The organism is Streptomyces sp., from assembly GCF_035563135.1.
GTDB lineage: Bacteria > Actinomycetota > Actinomycetes > Streptomycetales > Streptomycetaceae > Streptomyces.
In genome coordinates this window covers 1-13,863 of record NZ_DATMVN010000009.1, presented here as the reverse complement: position 1 = coordinate 13,863, position 13,863 = coordinate 1, and the positions used below count along the sequence as shown (strand labels likewise).

Here is a 13,863-nt window from a genome sequence, read left to right as displayed (position 1 = left end):
CTTGAGGTGGTAGAGCGAGCGCTGCACGGCGTAGTCGCGCAGGTGACGGAGTTCGCCCTGGTCCTGCAGGAACCAGGAGAGGCCGGTGCCGCGGACCGGCTCCAGGAGGAGACCGTCCAGGAGGTCGCCCAGGCTCGCCGTCCCCGTGGCGTCGCGCCGCAGAGCCACCAGGAAGCGGTCCTCCAGTGCGGCCCGGACGGCCAGCAGGGGCGGGTCCCACTCCAGTTCGGGGCGCACCCCGGCGAACCCCCGGTAGTGCAGCTCGTAACAGATGTACAGGGCGAGCTGCAGATCGTCGCCGTAAGGGTCGGCGCTCCGGGCGGCATTCGGATCCGGCAGGGAGCCGTCGTTCTGCAGGTAGTCGATCACCCCTGCGGAGAGCACTCCGCGTGCTCGCGGAAGAGAGGGGCCTGTGTGGTGTCGTGACATGGGTTCCTCCTGCCCCGGCATGCCCCGGAGTCACATGGACAACCGTGATCGACTGTACGCCGGGCACCCGCGACCGGCCCGTCCTCGCCGGGGCGCCCATGCGCGGGCCTACCTGCGGGCCTTCCCGCCCGTACACTTCAGAAGCCGTTCGGCCGTCCATGCGGTGGCGACACGCCCCAGGGGAACACCGCCACCCGGTACGCGGCTGCCCGGGACCGCTCCAGGAGGAACGCGATCCGCCGCAGGGCCTCTGCCGGATCCATCGTCAGGGCCGCGCGGTGTGGTGAGGATGGCCATGGGTACGGCGGGCTTCCTTCATCTCCGCCTCGTAGAGGTGGCGCCGTCCCTCCACGAGTTCCTGGCGCACCCGTTCCTCGATCGAGACGAACGGCCGGTAGTACGTGTCGTCGTACGCCTCGACGAGCTGGAAGGTCCAGCAGCCGGGGATCACGTTGCGGCCCAGGATCTCCCGCTCGACCAGATCCGCCTGCTCCGCATGACCACCCATCCGGAGCAGTTCGACCGCCCGGTCCAGCGTCAGATCCGCGCCGCCTGTGAGCTGGTGGAACCCGTAGAGCTGCCCTCGGGCACGCTCCACCTTCTCCAGCGCCTCCGTCAGCGCTCCGAGCGCCTCAACGGTCGTGTCGCCGGTCCCGGACGGCCGTACGTGCTCTTCGTCGGGCCCTCGGGGGCCACCGCTCTCACTCATGCATACGACTGTGCACACGTCCGGTGCGCCGCGTCCCGCCGGGACGCCGAAAGGGTGAGTGCCTTCTTCCGCCGCCCCTTCGCCGAGATGCGCCGGAACCGTTCCTGATCAGACTGGGTTCCATGGCAGAGACTCGTCGAGCCCGGTCCGGGCACACAGCAGCGAAAAAGGCGGCCCCCCGCTCCTCGTCCCGACGCGGCCCCGAGGATGCTGCCCGTGCTGCCTGCGAGAGCCTGGAAAGACTGATCTGCCACCCCGCGGAGGGGGTCTCGGCCGTGCGGCGCGTCGACGGCGGATGGTGCGTCGTCGTCGACGTGCTCGAAGTGCCCCGCATCCCGGACACCACGAGCCTGCTGGCCTCCTACGAGGTGCAGATCGATGAGCGGGGCGAACTCAAGGAATACAGCAGGGTCCGCCGCTACCGGCGCGGATCCGCCGACGAATGACCCGTTTCGCCTCTCACCCGGAAGGACGCTCCATGACCACGAGCATGTACGCCGACGAAGTCGCCCCGTGCCCGCCCAGGGCCGGCACGCTCTACGACGTTCTGGAACTCATCCTCGACCGGGGCATGGTCATCGACGTGTTCGTCCGGGTGTCGCTCGTCGGCATCGAGATCCTCAAGATAGACGCGCGCATCGTCATCGCGAGTGTGGACACCTACCTGCGCTTCGCGGAGGCGTGCAACAGGCTCGACCTGGAGCGCGACTCGGGCAGCACCACCATCCCGGAACTGCTGGGCGGAGGCGTCGCCAAGTCGGTCGGCAGGCGCAAGGTACGCAAGGCGGCGGAGTCCGTCGGTGACTCCGTGCGCAAGGCGGTGGGCAGCGGCGTCGACGATGACGACGACCGGGACGAGCGGCCGAAGAAGCGCCGGGCGCCCGCGCGCGACGGGGCGAGCCGACGTCGGCACGCGGAGGCGTGAGCCGTGGCCGAGAACGGTGTGTACGTCTACGCCTTCATCCCGGCGGGAGGGGCGCTTCCTGCCGACGCGGTCGGTGTCGGCGGTCCTCCGGCCGCTCTGCGGCTGGTCGGCGACGGGAAGGTCACCGCCGTGGTGAGTGATGCTCCACAGCAACTACGGGCAAGAAGACGGGACTTGATGGCACATCAGGATTTGTTGCTGCGCCTCTCGGACGACGGCCCCGTGCTGCCCATGCGGTTCGGCGTGGTCGCACCGGACGAGGCGTCGATCTGTGCTCAGCTGGCCGGGTCCCAGGCCGAGCACCTCGCGGCTCTCCGCCACCTCGATCGAAGCGTGGAGATCAACGTCAAGGCGCTTCCCGCCCAGGACGCGCTCGCGGCCGTCGTCGCCGAGGAGAAGGACGTACGCCGTCTGCGCGAGGCGGTCCGCAGACGCCCTGACTACGAGGCCAACGTCCGACTCGGTGAGGCCGTGGCCACAGCTTTGTCCCGCAGAGCTTCCGCGGCGGGAAAGAAGCTCCTGCACAAGCTGACTCCCATGGCCCGTGCGGTGGCTGCCGGACCGGAGGTGCCGGGGTGCGCGCTCAACGTGTCGTTCCTCGTCGACCGGAGGGAGAGCGACGCCTTCCGGGCAACGGTGCGGCGGTTCGCAGCCGCACACCGGGAACGCGTCGAGCTCCGCGTCGCGGGGCCGTTGCCCTGCTACAGCTTCGTCCCCTCCGGTGGGCCGCGGCGAACGACCGCAGGGGTCTGACATGGGACTGTTCACCGGCCTGCTCCTGCTGCCCCTCGCGCCGGTCCGCGGCGTGATCTGGGTCGCCGAGAAGGTGAATGAGACCGCTGACCGTGAGCTGAACGACCCGGGCGTGATCAGGGCCCGGCTCGCCGCGCTGAACCAGGAGCTCGAGGACGGAAACGTCAGCCTCAAGGAATTCGAACGGGAAGAGGAGGAACTGCTCGACCGCCTCTACGCCGCGCGAATTCGTCCTGCGTCGAACCATCGAAGGTGACTGACCCATGGAAGATCAGACAAAGGCTACGCTCGCAGTTGCTCTGGTGGGCGGATACGTACTCGGTCGCACGAAGAAAGGCCGTCTGGCCCTCTCCGTCGCCACCTATCTGGCGGGCAGGCGCTTCGGCCTGGAACCGCGCCAGCTCGCTGCCGAAGGTGTACGCAGACTGAGCGATATGCCGCAATTCGCGGAACTGCAGAACCAGCTCAAGGGCGAGGTCTTCGAATCCGGCAAGAAGGCGCTGACGGCTGTGGCGGACCGCAGCATGAACTCGCTGGCCGACGCCATCAGTGACCGGACGGCACGGCTGGGGGAGTCCGGCGAGGAAGACGAGGAAGGCGAGGAAGGCGAAGAGGGCGAAGAGTACGAGGGCGAGTACGACGAGGGTGATGAAGAGGAGCCGGACGAGGAGGTGGAGGAGGAGCCGGACGAGGAGCCGGACGAAGAAGACGAGGAGCCGGACGAAGCAGAGGACGAAGAGCCGGAGAGCGAGGAGCACGAGCCGGAGGATCCGCAACCGAGTGCGCGCCGGACCAGCCCTTCCGGTGAAAAATCCAGGAGCAGGACCGGCAAGAAGGCAGCGGTGAAGAAGGCTCCCGCCAGGAAGGCGCCGGGAAAGAAGGCGGCAGCGAAGAAGGCCGAGGCCAAGAAGGCCGCAGCGAAGAAAACGGCGCCGGCCAGGAAGAAGACGGCTGCCAAGACGGCGGCGCCGGCGAAGAAGACCGCAGCCCGCAAGGCGCCTGCCAAGAAGTCGGCCTCGGCCAAGAAGGCCACGTCCCGGAAGACCGCTTCAGCCAGGAAGACGACGTCATCGAAGCGAACCGCGTCCAAGCGCGGCGAACGGCAGAGGTAGGCAGTCATGGCCAGAACGGACAAGGGCGAACCCGAGGCGGAAGCCTCGGGCATGGAGCGCATCCGTGAGGAGCTCTCGAACTTTGTCGGTGCACAGACCGAGAAGCTCGCGCAGAAGGCCGGGGACAAGCTGACCGGCCTTACGGGGCAGCTCACCGACATCGCCGACAACGGCGGTTCACTGCCGTCGATCGCTTCTCGTGTCATGCAGGGCGATTCCCCGGTGAAGGCTTTCGTCTCGGAGAAGGCCGGGAACGTCAAGGACAAAGTTGTGGACAAGGCCAAGGAGACGTTCGGGGGTGGAAAGGGAAAGAGCAAGTCGGGTGGGGGCAAGTCCATGAACATCATCGAGGTCCTCGATGTAGGCGTGCCTCTGCGTGACGCGTATGACTACTGGACGCGGTACGACAAATTCGGCAGCTTCGCCAAGGGCGTGCAGAGCGTCTCGATGGATGAGGAGATGTCGAGCGACTGGAAGGTCAAGATCGGCCCTTCCTCGCGCGGTTTCAAAGCGACGGTCCAGGAACAGGTGCCCGACGACCGCATCGTGTGGACCTCCGAGGGTGCGAAGGGCTCCACACGTGGTTGTGTCAGCTTCCATGAACTGGCGCCGAGTCTCACCCGGATCGTCCTGGTGATCGAGTACTTCCCCTCGGGATTCTTCGAGAAGACGGGAAATCTGTGGCGGGTGCAGGGTCGCCGCATGCGGCTCGACTTCAAACTCTTCCAGCGGTTCGTCACGCTGACCGACGAGGAGCCCGAGGGCTGGCGCGGTGAAATCCGCGACGGAGAAGTCGTCGTGAGCCACGAAGACGCCATGGAGAAAGAGGAAGCCGAAGGCGAGGACTCCGAGGAGGACGACTCCGACTACGAGGACGAGGAGGAGCCGGAGGAGGAAGGGGACGAGGAGCCCGAGGACGAGGAGGAGCCCGAGGACGAGGAGGAAGAGGACGAGGACGAGGAAGAAGAGGAAGAGGAGCCTGAGGAGGAATACGAGGACGACGAAGAACCGGAGGACGACGAAGAGGAGGAGGAGCCCGAAGACGAGGAAGAAGAGGAACCCGCCCCCGGCAAGCGGCGTGGACGGAGGACGTCAAGGTGACCGATCTCGATCTCGGGCGGGACGCGTACCCCGTCCCAGGGCCGCAGAACACCAATCTTGCCGACATTCTCGAACGTGTCCTTGACAAAGGCATCGTCATCGCGGGTGACATCAAGATCGACCTTCTCGACATCGAGCTGCTCACCATCCGGCTCCGCCTGTTCGTGGCATCGGTGGACACCGCGAAGAAGGCAGGCATCGACTGGTGGGAGACGGACCCCGCGCTGAGTTCACGTGCCGCCCGCAACTCCCTCCAGGACGAGAACCGAGAACTGCGCGAGCGCCTGGAAGCGCTCGAGTCGAAGACGGACGAGGCGTCGGACCGGCGATGAGCACGGAGGAGCGGACCACATGACGGAATGGGGACTCGAACAGGCTTCGGACGGAAGCGCCCTCTACGTATTCGCGGTGTGCAAGGATCCGGAGCCGGCGGCGTTCGCAGGGTTGCCGGGTGTCACGACGGGTGAACGGCTGCACCGACTGCGGTTCGGTGAGTTGACCGCGATCGTTCAGAGCGTCAGAGCGGCTGACTTCACGGACGAGGTGTGGCAGGTCCGGATGTCCGACCGGGACGAGCTCGGACGATACGCACGCGCCCATCACGAGGTGGTGTCGGCGGCTGCCGCCTCGTGCCCGACCGTTCCCCTCCCGCTGGCCACTCTCTACCACGGCGAGAAACGGGCCCGGCAGGCGCTCCTCGACGAGACCGAGCGCTTCCGTGCCGCCCTGGAGCGTACAGCGGACCACTCCGAATGGGGTGTGAAGGTCTATGCAGCCGAATCCCCTGTGCCGGAACCCGGATCCGACCCGATCCCGCCCCCGGCGCCGGCCGTACGCTCACGCCCGGCTCCCGGAGCAGGTCTCGCCTATCTGGAACGCAAGCGGGGAGTACAGGCGCGGCGCGAGCGGCGGCATGAAGACGCTCTGCGGCTCGCCGAAACGGTGGACGCCGCATTCCAGGACGTCGCCGCCGCGGGGCGCAGGCTGCGGCTGCACTCTCCGGAACTCGTGGAAAAGGGCCACGTCCAGGTGCTCAACGCGACTTACCTGGTGGCGAAGCATCGCGCGGCAGAGCTCGGGGCGCTCACCGGAGCGCTGCGGGCCACGACCGGCGCCCGGATCGACATCTCGGGGCCCTGGGTGCCGTACTCCTTCGTCGGTGAGGTGCAGTGATGGAGCGCGGGGTGGTGCCCTGGGACAGTCCAGAGCCGTTGAGCGGCCCCCTCGGGGTGCCTCTGGTCGACCTGCTGGACCGGGTTCTGGCGACGGGCGTGGTGATCAGCGGTGACCTGGTGATCGCGATCGCGGACGTTCCGCTCGTGCGGCTGTCCCTCCATGCATTGCTCTCCTCCGTCAGCGAACGGGTTCCGGCGCCCTGGGCGGACGGAGGTCCGCTGTGACCACCTCGCGACTCGATGTCGACTCGGACCAGTTGGGACGAGATCTCGTGGCCCTGGTGCTGACCGTGGTGGAACTGCTGCGGCAGCTGATGGAACGGCAAGCCATTCGCCGCATCGACCAGGGGGATCTCACCGACAGCCAGGTGGACGAGATCGGGACGACGCTCATGCTGCTCGACCAACGGATGGCGGAGCTCTGCGACCAGCACGGAGTACGTCCTGAGGACCTCAACCTGGACCTCGGTCCGCTGGGAACCCTTCTGCCCCGTGACTGAGCTGTGCCGGACCGGAGCGTTCACAGCAGCACATGGGCGCTGCTCTGGGCGTGGAGCTTTTTGAGGCATATGCTCAGATATGTTCCGTTCTTTGTGCGGGCGTGCTGTGACCGGAGGTAGTCATGATCATCATTGGGGCCATCCTTCTGATACTCGGCTTGGTGACGGGAATCGGTCTTCTGTGGACCATCGGGATCATCCTGCTCGTGATCGGACTCGCCCTGTGGCTCCTGGGGGCCGTGGGACATGCGGTCGGAGGTCGTCGTCACTACTGGTGATGTCGAGCGCGGATGTTTGAGGGGTGGGACGCGGGGCAAAGCCCAAGTGGCACGGGAGCGCTCCCACGCCGATGGATCCCCCCCCACCTCCCCTGGAACGGAGATCGCACCATGGTGTGTCATGATCGCGTCAAATTAAGCGGCTGGGCCCCACGTCTCGGCGGCGTACTGGTCGCCGCCGTCCTCTGTCTCCTCCCGTGGACAGGCACTGCCAGTGCCCATGGCTCCGTCGTCGACCCGGCCTCCCGTAACTACGGCTGCTGGCTGCGCTGGGGCGACGACTTCCAGAATCCGGCCATGGCGCAGGAGGACCCCATGTGCTGGCAGGCGTGGCAGGCGAACTCGAATGCCATGTGGAACTGGAACGGGTTGTACCGCAACGGCTCGGGCGGTGACTTCCCCGCTGCCGTGCCCGACGGTCAGTTGTGCAGCGGCGGCCGGACGGAAGGCGGGCGGTACGACTCCCTCGACGCGGTGGGTGCCTGGAAGACCACGGACGTCACCGACGACTTCACGGTGAAGCTGTACGACCAGGCCAGCCACGGAGCCGACTACTTCCAGGTCTACGTCTCCCGGCAGGGTTTCGACCCCGCCACGGAGGCGCTGGGCTGGGGTGACCTCCAGCTGGTGGCCGAGACCGGCAGCTATGCCCCCGGCCAGAACTACGAGATCCCGGTGAGCACCTCGGGTCTCAGTGGCCGTCATGTCGTCTACACGATCTGGCAGGCATCGCACATGGACCAGACGTACTTCCTGTGCAGCGACGTGAACTTCGCCTGATCCTGACGTCTGCTGCGACCCGTGGCCCCGCCGGTCCTTCATGTCCGGCGGGCCCTCGGACCTTCGCGTGTACGAACCTTCGCGTGTACGAACCTTCGCGTGCGCCGTGTGATCGATTGGCGGTCCCGTCCGGCCCGCTCTAACGTCGATGAGTGAACGTTTCTGTTCACTGCCTACTCCTGTGGCGCGCAGCGTTATGACTGGATCCCGAGCGAAGCCCTCGCCGATTGCCGACTCCCCGGAGCGGGGTCGTGGCAAGGGAATTGCCTTGTTCATCATCGCTTCGTGTCAGCTGATGGTGGTTCTCGACATCACCATCGTGAACATCGCCCTGCCGCACATCCAGTCCTCCCTGGGCTTCTCGACCGAGAGTCTTTCGTGGGTGATCAACGCCTACACCCTGACCTTCGGCGGGCTGCTTCTGCTGGGTGGCCGACTGGGTGACATTCTCGGGCGTCGCAGAGTCTTCGTCTTCGGAGTGCTGCTCTTCGTGCTGGCCTCTCTGCTGGGCGGCCTTTCGCAGGAATCCTGGCAGCTGCTCGCAGCGCGTGCGCTGCAGGGCGTCGGCGGTGCGATCGCCTCGCCGACCGCCCTCTCCCTCATCACCACGACCTTCCGCGAAGGCCCCGAGCGGAACCGGGCGTTCGGCGTGTTCGCCGCGGTGTCCGCGGGCGGCAGCGCGATCGGACTTCTCGCCGGCGGTCTGCTGGTGGAGTGGCTCGACTGGCGCTGGGTGCTCTTCGTCAACGTGCCCATCGGCCTGCTGATCGCCCTCGCGACGCCTCGGTACATCAAGGAATCCGAACGTCACCCCGGTCACTTCGACCTTCTCGGCGCCCTCGCCTCCACGCTCGGAATGGTTCTGCTCGTCTACGGTTTCATCCGGGCTTCGGAGGACGGCTGGACCGACCCCCCGACCATCGGGGCCTTTGTGGGTGCCGTGGTCTTTCTGGCGGGCTTCCTGGTCGTCGAGCGCCGGTCGAGGCAGCCCATCACGCCACTGCCCATGTTCCGTGACCGAAACCGTGCCGGCGCCTACGGGATGATGCTGAGTCTGGCTGCGGCGATGTTCGGCATGTTCTTCTTCCTGACCCTCTTCGTGCAGAACATCCTGGACTTCAGCCCGCTGAGGGCCGGACTGGCGTTTCTGCCGGTGAGCGCGATCATCGCGATCAGCGCGGGACTTGCCTCGCAGCTGCTGCCCAGATGGGGGCCGAAACCCTTCATGGTGGTGGGTGCGATCCTCGCGGCGGCGGGACTCGGGTGGCTCACGCTGACAGACGTCCACAGCACCTACCTGGGCAGCATCCTCGGACCCATTCTGGTCTTCGGATTCGGCATGGGCATGCAATTCGTGTCCCTGACGCTGATGGCCGTGTCGGATGTCGCCCCCGGAGAGGCGGGCGCCGCCTCCGGGGTCCTCAACGCCACCCAGCAGGTGGGCGGTTCTCTGGGACTGTCCATCCTGGTCACGGTGTTCGGCACCGCCAGCCGCGACGAGGCGACGGACCAGATCCCCCGCTTCCTGGCCGAAGCATCCCCTGCCCGGCAACTGGAGTTCCGCAGGACGGGAGAGCTTCCCGCACCGTGGGGTGACCAGGTGCTGGCCTCGGGCGTCTCCAGCGCGTTCATCGTCGCCGCGGTCTTCTCCGTCGCCGCGGCGCTGATCGCGCTGTTCGTCATCCAGGTCCGGGCCTCCGACCTGGAACGCCTGCGGGGCGTAGGGCCCATGGAGTCATCGACGGCGGTGGAGGACGGCGCCACGGGGGAAGAAGGGGCGGGGAAAGGCGCGGCCGAAGGTGCCTTGGGGGCGGGCCGCACGGACGACGCGGGGAAGACCGGAGTCCCGAGACGGAAGCAAGGCGGAGGCGCGGGTTCCGATCCACTCGGATAGGGCACCCCCTCCGCAGCCCTGGCCGGCGTCCGCACAGGTCTCCGGCCATGCGGAATCGCCTACGGGGCCGAAGCTGTCTCGCTCACCGGCAGCGGCGCCGGGATCACCGGTGAGTTGCCTCCGCCGGCACCTTCCCGGCCGGAATCAGACCAGGTTGACGAGACGGATGTAGCGCACCCAGTCCCAATGGACCCCGGGGTCGGTGTGGTCGCTGCCCGGCACCTCGTGATGGCCGATGATGTGCGCGCGGTCCTTGGGAAGGCTGTAGCGGTCACAGATGTCCGCCGTGAGTCTCGCCGACCGTTCGTACATCGCGTGGGTGAAGTAGGCAGGCTGATCCACCCAGCCTTCGTGCTCGATGCCGATGCTCCGGGTGTTGTGGTCCCAGTTCCCCGCGTGCCAGGCGATGTCCCGCTCCCGTACGCACTGGGCCACGAGACCGTCGCCCGAACGCACCACGTAGTGGGCGGACACCTGCTTCGCCGGATTCTGGAAGATGCCGATCGTCCGGGTGAATGTCTGCTGGGCGACATGGATGATGACGAAGCCGACCGGATGTGCCGAAGGACGGCTCGCCGGCGTGTAGTTGGACGCGGACGCCGGATGCCACTGCGCTTCGGGGTGGTCCGTGCCCCCCGGGGGAGCGGCCATGGCACGGACGGACGCCGGAAGGAGCGCCGCGGTGGCCGTGACCGCGGCACCCTGAAGAATCCGTCTGCGCTGCATCAGCACTCCTGTGCGAGGGAGGGGGACGTGGATCCGGGGGCTACGGCTCAACACGCGCCGTCCCACCGTACGGTTCCGTGTGAGCGAAAACCGTACGTGCCGAGCGCCCCCGGGGCCTCAGCGGCCGGACGGAACTCCGGCCGGGGCGGACGCCGGACCGTCTTTCGCCCACCCCGTTCCTTGGCATACGGCCACCAACGCCCGGCGCGCCCGTACACCGGTGTCCGCCGCCAGGAACTCCGGCGCGGAGTGGCCGATGCCCTCAGTCGGATCCGTCCCGGCGTCCAGCGACGGGCGCGCGCCCGGCTCCGCGGGCAGCGACGGCAGAATTCTCGGGCCGCCTCCGCCTCGTCGGCCTGTACGCCCCGCGTCGGGGGTCCGGCCGGGCCCTCTGCCGGCGCCTCGCCGTCCACCCGGCGGACGGGGCTCCCGACGACCGTCAGCTCCATCGGATCCCCTGGAGCGCCCGGGGCAGTGCTACCGTCCGCATTCCAGAACGCGATCAGGCCGGTACGGGCCGGATCTGCGGGGGAGGAAGACTGCGGAGCAGCGGGACAGTTCGGAGACCTCGTCGAGTGTTGCCCCAGGGAGCCTGGGCACAGCGATGTCAGATTCATCAGATGTGACTGGTGAACCCGGGGTCGCCGAAGGTGCTCCACCTGCGGCTCGCCCCGGGAGAAACGCTCAGTGAGCCACCTCACTCATTTCTGTCTTCTGAAGCTTGGGGTGCAGCCCCCGCCACCACCGGACACGGGGGATTGCCCCCCTCATGACCGGGGTGATGGCGCCATGGCTGCCGCAGGCCCGCTCTCCGTACGTTTGACCAGGTCAACGCAGATGCCCAGAAACCGGAGACGTCATGCCCCAGGCGGTAGCAGCCATCATTGCGCCACACCCCCGCGACGGATCGGGGAGTCCGGCGGGCCGCCAGATACCCGGCAGCGATTTCGCACCGCTCCTGAAGGACGTCAAAGGGCAGGGGCTCCTGGAACGGCGCACCGGCTGGTATGCGGTGGGGATCGCCGCCAACCTGACCGCGCTGGGAATCGTGATCACCGGCATGGCGCTTCTGGGTGACACCTGGTGGAACCTGTTCCTCACCCTGCCGCTGGCCGTTCTGTGGACCCGCACGGCCTTCTTCGGGCACGACGCGGGCCATGCCCAGATAACCGGCGGCCGCAGGGCAGGCCGGGCCATCGGCCTCGTGCACGCAAATCTGCTCCTCGGTATGAACGAGGCCTGGTGGAACGACAAGCACGTACGCCACCACGCGAACCCGAACCACATAGACAAGGATCCCGATGTCGGGGTCGGTGCCCTGGTGTGGACCCAGAAGCAGGCCGCTCAGCGCGAGGGATTCGCCCGCTGGCTCACCCGCAACCAGGCGCGGCTCTTCTTCCCGATGCTGCTCCTCGAAGGCATTGCCCTCAAGATCTACGGCTTCCAGTTCCTGCGGAGACAGCCCGTCCGCGAACGCGCGCTTTCCGGATCCCTCCTGATCGGCCACCTCGCGCTGTACACCACGCTGCTCCTGACCGTCATGTCCCCCGGCAAGGCACTCGTCTTCGCCTTCGTGCACCACGCGCTGTTCGGTCTTCACCTGGGCATGGCCTTCGCCCCCAACCACAAGGGGATGGAGATGCCCGACCCCGACGGTGACCGCTGGGGTCATCTGCAGCGCCAGGTCCTCACCTCGCGCAACGTACGGGGCGCCGTGCTCACCGACTGGTTCCTGGGCGGCCTCAACTACCAGATCGAGCACCACCTCTTCCCGAGCATGCCCCGGCCCCACCTGCGACTGGCACAGCCGTTGGTGAAGGCGCACTGCGCATCGATCGGGATGCCGTACACGGAGACAGGCATCATCGAGTCCTACCGGCAGGCGCTGCAGCACATGCATGAGGTCGGCGAGCCGCTCCGGTAGCCCGCTGCGCTGCGGAGCCTGTGCAGCACAGCCGGAACCGACAGGGGTGCACAGGCGTTCTCTCACCAGGAGCGGCTCCGGCCGCGGAGGAGGCACGGATCATGTCGAACAGTGCAAAGATCGCCATCGGGGGAGTCGTCGCGGCAGTCGTCCTGATTCCGTTCATCGGATTCTGGTGGTCACTGCTGGTCCTCATCGGCGTGCCCACGGTGGGGTACCTGATGCTCGACCCGTCACAGCGGCGCAGGCTCCGCAGGATCAACCGTAGGGAGATAGGGCGCTGAACAGCACAGTCACAGCTGTGAGCAGCAACGGCGTGTACTCCTTCACCAAGCCGAACAGGAACAGCGTCACGCTCCTGGCCGGACTCGGTGTGGAGGGCGACATCCACGCCGGCGTCACGGTGAAACACCGGTCCCGGGTCGCCCAGGATCCGGCCCGGCCCAATCTGCGTCAGGTCCACCTCATCCACCAGGAGCTCTTCGCGGAGCTCGGGGACGCGGGATTCGAGGTCGGCCCGGGTGACCTGGGGGAGAACATCACCACCAGTGGTATCGGACTCCTCTCCCTTCCCGTGGGCACCTTGCTCCACCTCGGCGAGGAGGCCGTCGTCGAGGTGACCGGCCTGCGGAACCCGTGCCTGCAGATCGACAACTTCCAGGACGGGCTGCTCAAGCGGGTGGTCGGCCGCGCGGGGGACGGCACCGTGGTCCGCAAGGCCGGAATCATGGGCGTCGTCACGGCAGGCGGAATCGTACGGCCCGGTGACGCGGTCGAGGCCGAGCTGCCGGCCGAGCCGCACCGCCCCCTGGAGCCGGTGTAACTGACAGGGGGCGCGCCGGCAGGAAGCGGACGGGCCGTGCGCGCGGCGCGCGGTCAGGACGGCCGGACGGCCAGTTCGTCGAGCGACTTCAGCAGCCCCGGCAGTTCCGGGCTGCGGCCGACCGTCATGATCTCGCCCGGCGCTTCGTCCAGCAGGATGAAGGCGATGTCGTCGGTCCTGGCCACGAGGGACCAGCCGGGGCCGTCGACGCGCAGCATCCGTGCCCCACCGGGGGCGAACGAGGAGCGGATGCGGCCGGGCGGGGGCGGAGAGCTGACGTACGCCCGAGCTGCTTCGAGTGCCTTGCGTACGCCGGGGTGCTGCCCGGATCCGGTGGGTTGCGCGGAGTCCCCCTGCTCCCCGGCACCAGCCTCATCGGCGAAGGCTCCGCCGGTTCGTGCCCCCTCGGTGGACGAAGGTCCCCCGGACCGGCCGAACGCGGTCCTGTCATCGATCTGCTCGCGCCACACGGCCCACTGCAGGGCGATCTCGTCCGCCCCGAGACGCCGCTGCGGAGGGCCCCACACCTCGGTGTCCGGCGGTGTCAGCGCCGCCGGGCCCTCCCCGGCCGGGCCGGGCAACGGGTCGTGGGGCTCGGGGACGCCGGGGGCGGCCACTGCCAGTGCGAGAGGCCATCCAGGGAGCGCGCAGACCACCGAGCGGTCGTCGGGGGAGAGGTCGTACTCCATCCCGCAGTCCCACGAGGCGATGGCGACAGCCACCAGCGAGACGTC

General features: G+C 67.8%; 19 protein-coding genes and 1 pseudogene. 16 read left to right on the top strand and 4 right to left on the bottom strand.

Going from position 1 to position 13,863, the window contains the following annotated elements; genetic code table 11:
- Positions 1–429: pseudogene (locus VN520_RS00660) on the bottom strand (iron-containing redox enzyme family protein); the annotation flags it as partial.
- A 265-nt stretch (positions 430–694) separates the two neighbouring features.
- Positions 695–1,138, bottom strand: a complete 444-nt coding sequence (locus VN520_RS00655; protein WP_325744831.1) for a hypothetical protein — start codon at positions 1,136–1,138, stop codon at positions 695–697.
- A 122-nt stretch (positions 1,139–1,260) separates the two neighbouring features.
- Between VN520_RS00655 and VN520_RS00650 the strand changes: the two genes are divergently transcribed.
- From VN520_RS00650 to VN520_RS00590, 13 genes are all read left to right on the top strand, one after another.
- On the top strand, positions 1,261–1,584 hold the full coding sequence (locus VN520_RS00650) for a gas vesicle protein (protein ID WP_325744830.1): 324 nt from the start codon (positions 1,261–1,263) through the stop codon (positions 1,582–1,584).
- A gap of 32 nt (positions 1,585–1,616) precedes the next feature.
- Positions 1,617–2,063, top strand: coding sequence for a gas vesicle structural protein GvpA (locus tag VN520_RS00645; RefSeq protein WP_325744829.1), 447 nt, complete (start codon positions 1,617–1,619; stop codon positions 2,061–2,063).
- A gap of 3 nt (positions 2,064–2,066) precedes the next feature.
- Positions 2,067–2,816, top strand: a complete 750-nt coding sequence (locus VN520_RS00640; RefSeq protein ID WP_325744828.1) for a GvpL/GvpF family gas vesicle protein — start codon at positions 2,067–2,069, stop codon at positions 2,814–2,816.
- 1 nt (position 2,817) lies between these two features.
- The gene (locus VN520_RS00635; protein ID WP_325744827.1) at positions 2,818–3,072 is read left to right on the top strand and encodes a gas vesicle protein GvpG; all 255 of its coding nucleotides are present in this window, start codon (positions 2,818–2,820) and stop codon (positions 3,070–3,072) included.
- 7 nt (positions 3,073–3,079) lie between these two features.
- Positions 3,080–3,928 carry a histone protein gene (locus tag VN520_RS00630; protein WP_325744826.1) on the top strand — a complete coding sequence of 283 codons (849 nt, stop codon included), beginning with the start codon at positions 3,080–3,082 and terminating at the stop codon, positions 3,926–3,928.
- 6 nt (positions 3,929–3,934) lie between these two features.
- On the top strand, positions 3,935–5,029 hold the full coding sequence (locus VN520_RS00625; protein ID WP_325744825.1) for an SRPBCC family protein: 1,095 nt from the start codon (positions 3,935–3,937) through the stop codon (positions 5,027–5,029).
- On the top strand, positions 5,026–5,361 hold the full coding sequence (locus VN520_RS00620; RefSeq protein ID WP_325744824.1) for a gas vesicle protein: 336 nt from the start codon (positions 5,026–5,028) through the stop codon (positions 5,359–5,361). The genes VN520_RS00625 and VN520_RS00620 overlap by 4 nt, the downstream gene beginning before the upstream one ends.
- A gap of 19 nt (positions 5,362–5,380) precedes the next feature.
- Positions 5,381–6,202 (top strand): GvpL/GvpF family gas vesicle protein, encoded by an 822-nt coding sequence (locus VN520_RS00615; RefSeq protein ID WP_325744823.1) that lies wholly within the window; start codon positions 5,381–5,383, stop codon positions 6,200–6,202.
- Complete coding sequence (locus VN520_RS00610) at positions 6,202–6,429, top strand: gas vesicle protein (RefSeq protein ID WP_325744822.1); 228 nt, start codon at positions 6,202–6,204, stop codon at positions 6,427–6,429. The genes VN520_RS00615 and VN520_RS00610 overlap by 1 nt, the downstream gene beginning before the upstream one ends.
- Entirely contained in the window at positions 6,426–6,704 is a 279-nt protein-coding gene (locus VN520_RS00605) for a gas vesicle protein K (protein WP_325744821.1), read from the top strand. The genes VN520_RS00610 and VN520_RS00605 overlap by 4 nt, the downstream gene beginning before the upstream one ends.
- A gap of 122 nt (positions 6,705–6,826) precedes the next feature.
- Entirely contained in the window at positions 6,827–6,982 is a 156-nt protein-coding gene (locus VN520_RS00600; RefSeq protein ID WP_325744820.1) for a DUF6131 family protein, read from the top strand.
- Between the two features lie 111 nt (positions 6,983–7,093).
- On the top strand, positions 7,094–7,762 hold the full coding sequence (locus tag VN520_RS00595; protein WP_325744819.1) for a lytic polysaccharide monooxygenase auxiliary activity family 9 protein: 669 nt from the start codon (positions 7,094–7,096) through the stop codon (positions 7,760–7,762).
- A 196-nt stretch (positions 7,763–7,958) separates the two neighbouring features.
- Positions 7,959–9,656, top strand: coding sequence for an MFS transporter (locus tag VN520_RS00590; RefSeq protein ID WP_325744818.1), 1,698 nt, complete (start codon positions 7,959–7,961; stop codon positions 9,654–9,656).
- A 144-nt stretch (positions 9,657–9,800) separates the two neighbouring features.
- On the opposite strand, the gene VN520_RS00585 is transcribed toward VN520_RS00590, so the two are convergent.
- Entirely contained in the window at positions 9,801–10,382 is a 582-nt protein-coding gene (locus VN520_RS00585) for an N-acetylmuramoyl-L-alanine amidase (protein ID WP_325744817.1), read from the bottom strand.
- A gap of 859 nt (positions 10,383–11,241) precedes the next feature.
- On the opposite strand from VN520_RS00585, the gene VN520_RS00580 reads away from it, so the two are divergent.
- The 3 genes from VN520_RS00580 (at position 11,242) to VN520_RS00570 (ending at position 13,129) form a co-directional block, all read left to right on the top strand.
- Positions 11,242–12,306, top strand: coding sequence for an acyl-CoA desaturase (locus tag VN520_RS00580; RefSeq protein WP_325744816.1), 1,065 nt, complete (start codon positions 11,242–11,244; stop codon positions 12,304–12,306).
- Between the two features lie 101 nt (positions 12,307–12,407).
- Positions 12,408–12,590, top strand: coding sequence for a hypothetical protein (locus VN520_RS00575; protein WP_325744815.1), 183 nt, complete (start codon positions 12,408–12,410; stop codon positions 12,588–12,590).
- Entirely contained in the window at positions 12,587–13,129 is a 543-nt protein-coding gene (locus tag VN520_RS00570) for an MOSC domain-containing protein (RefSeq protein WP_325744832.1), read from the top strand. Before VN520_RS00575 ends, VN520_RS00570 begins: the two co-directional genes overlap by 4 nt.
- A 53-nt stretch (positions 13,130–13,182) precedes the next feature.
- Here VN520_RS00570 and VN520_RS00565 read toward each other — a convergent pair.
- On the bottom strand, positions 13,183–13,863 hold a 681-nt coding region (locus VN520_RS00565; protein ID WP_325744814.1), incomplete at its 5' end, for a hypothetical protein.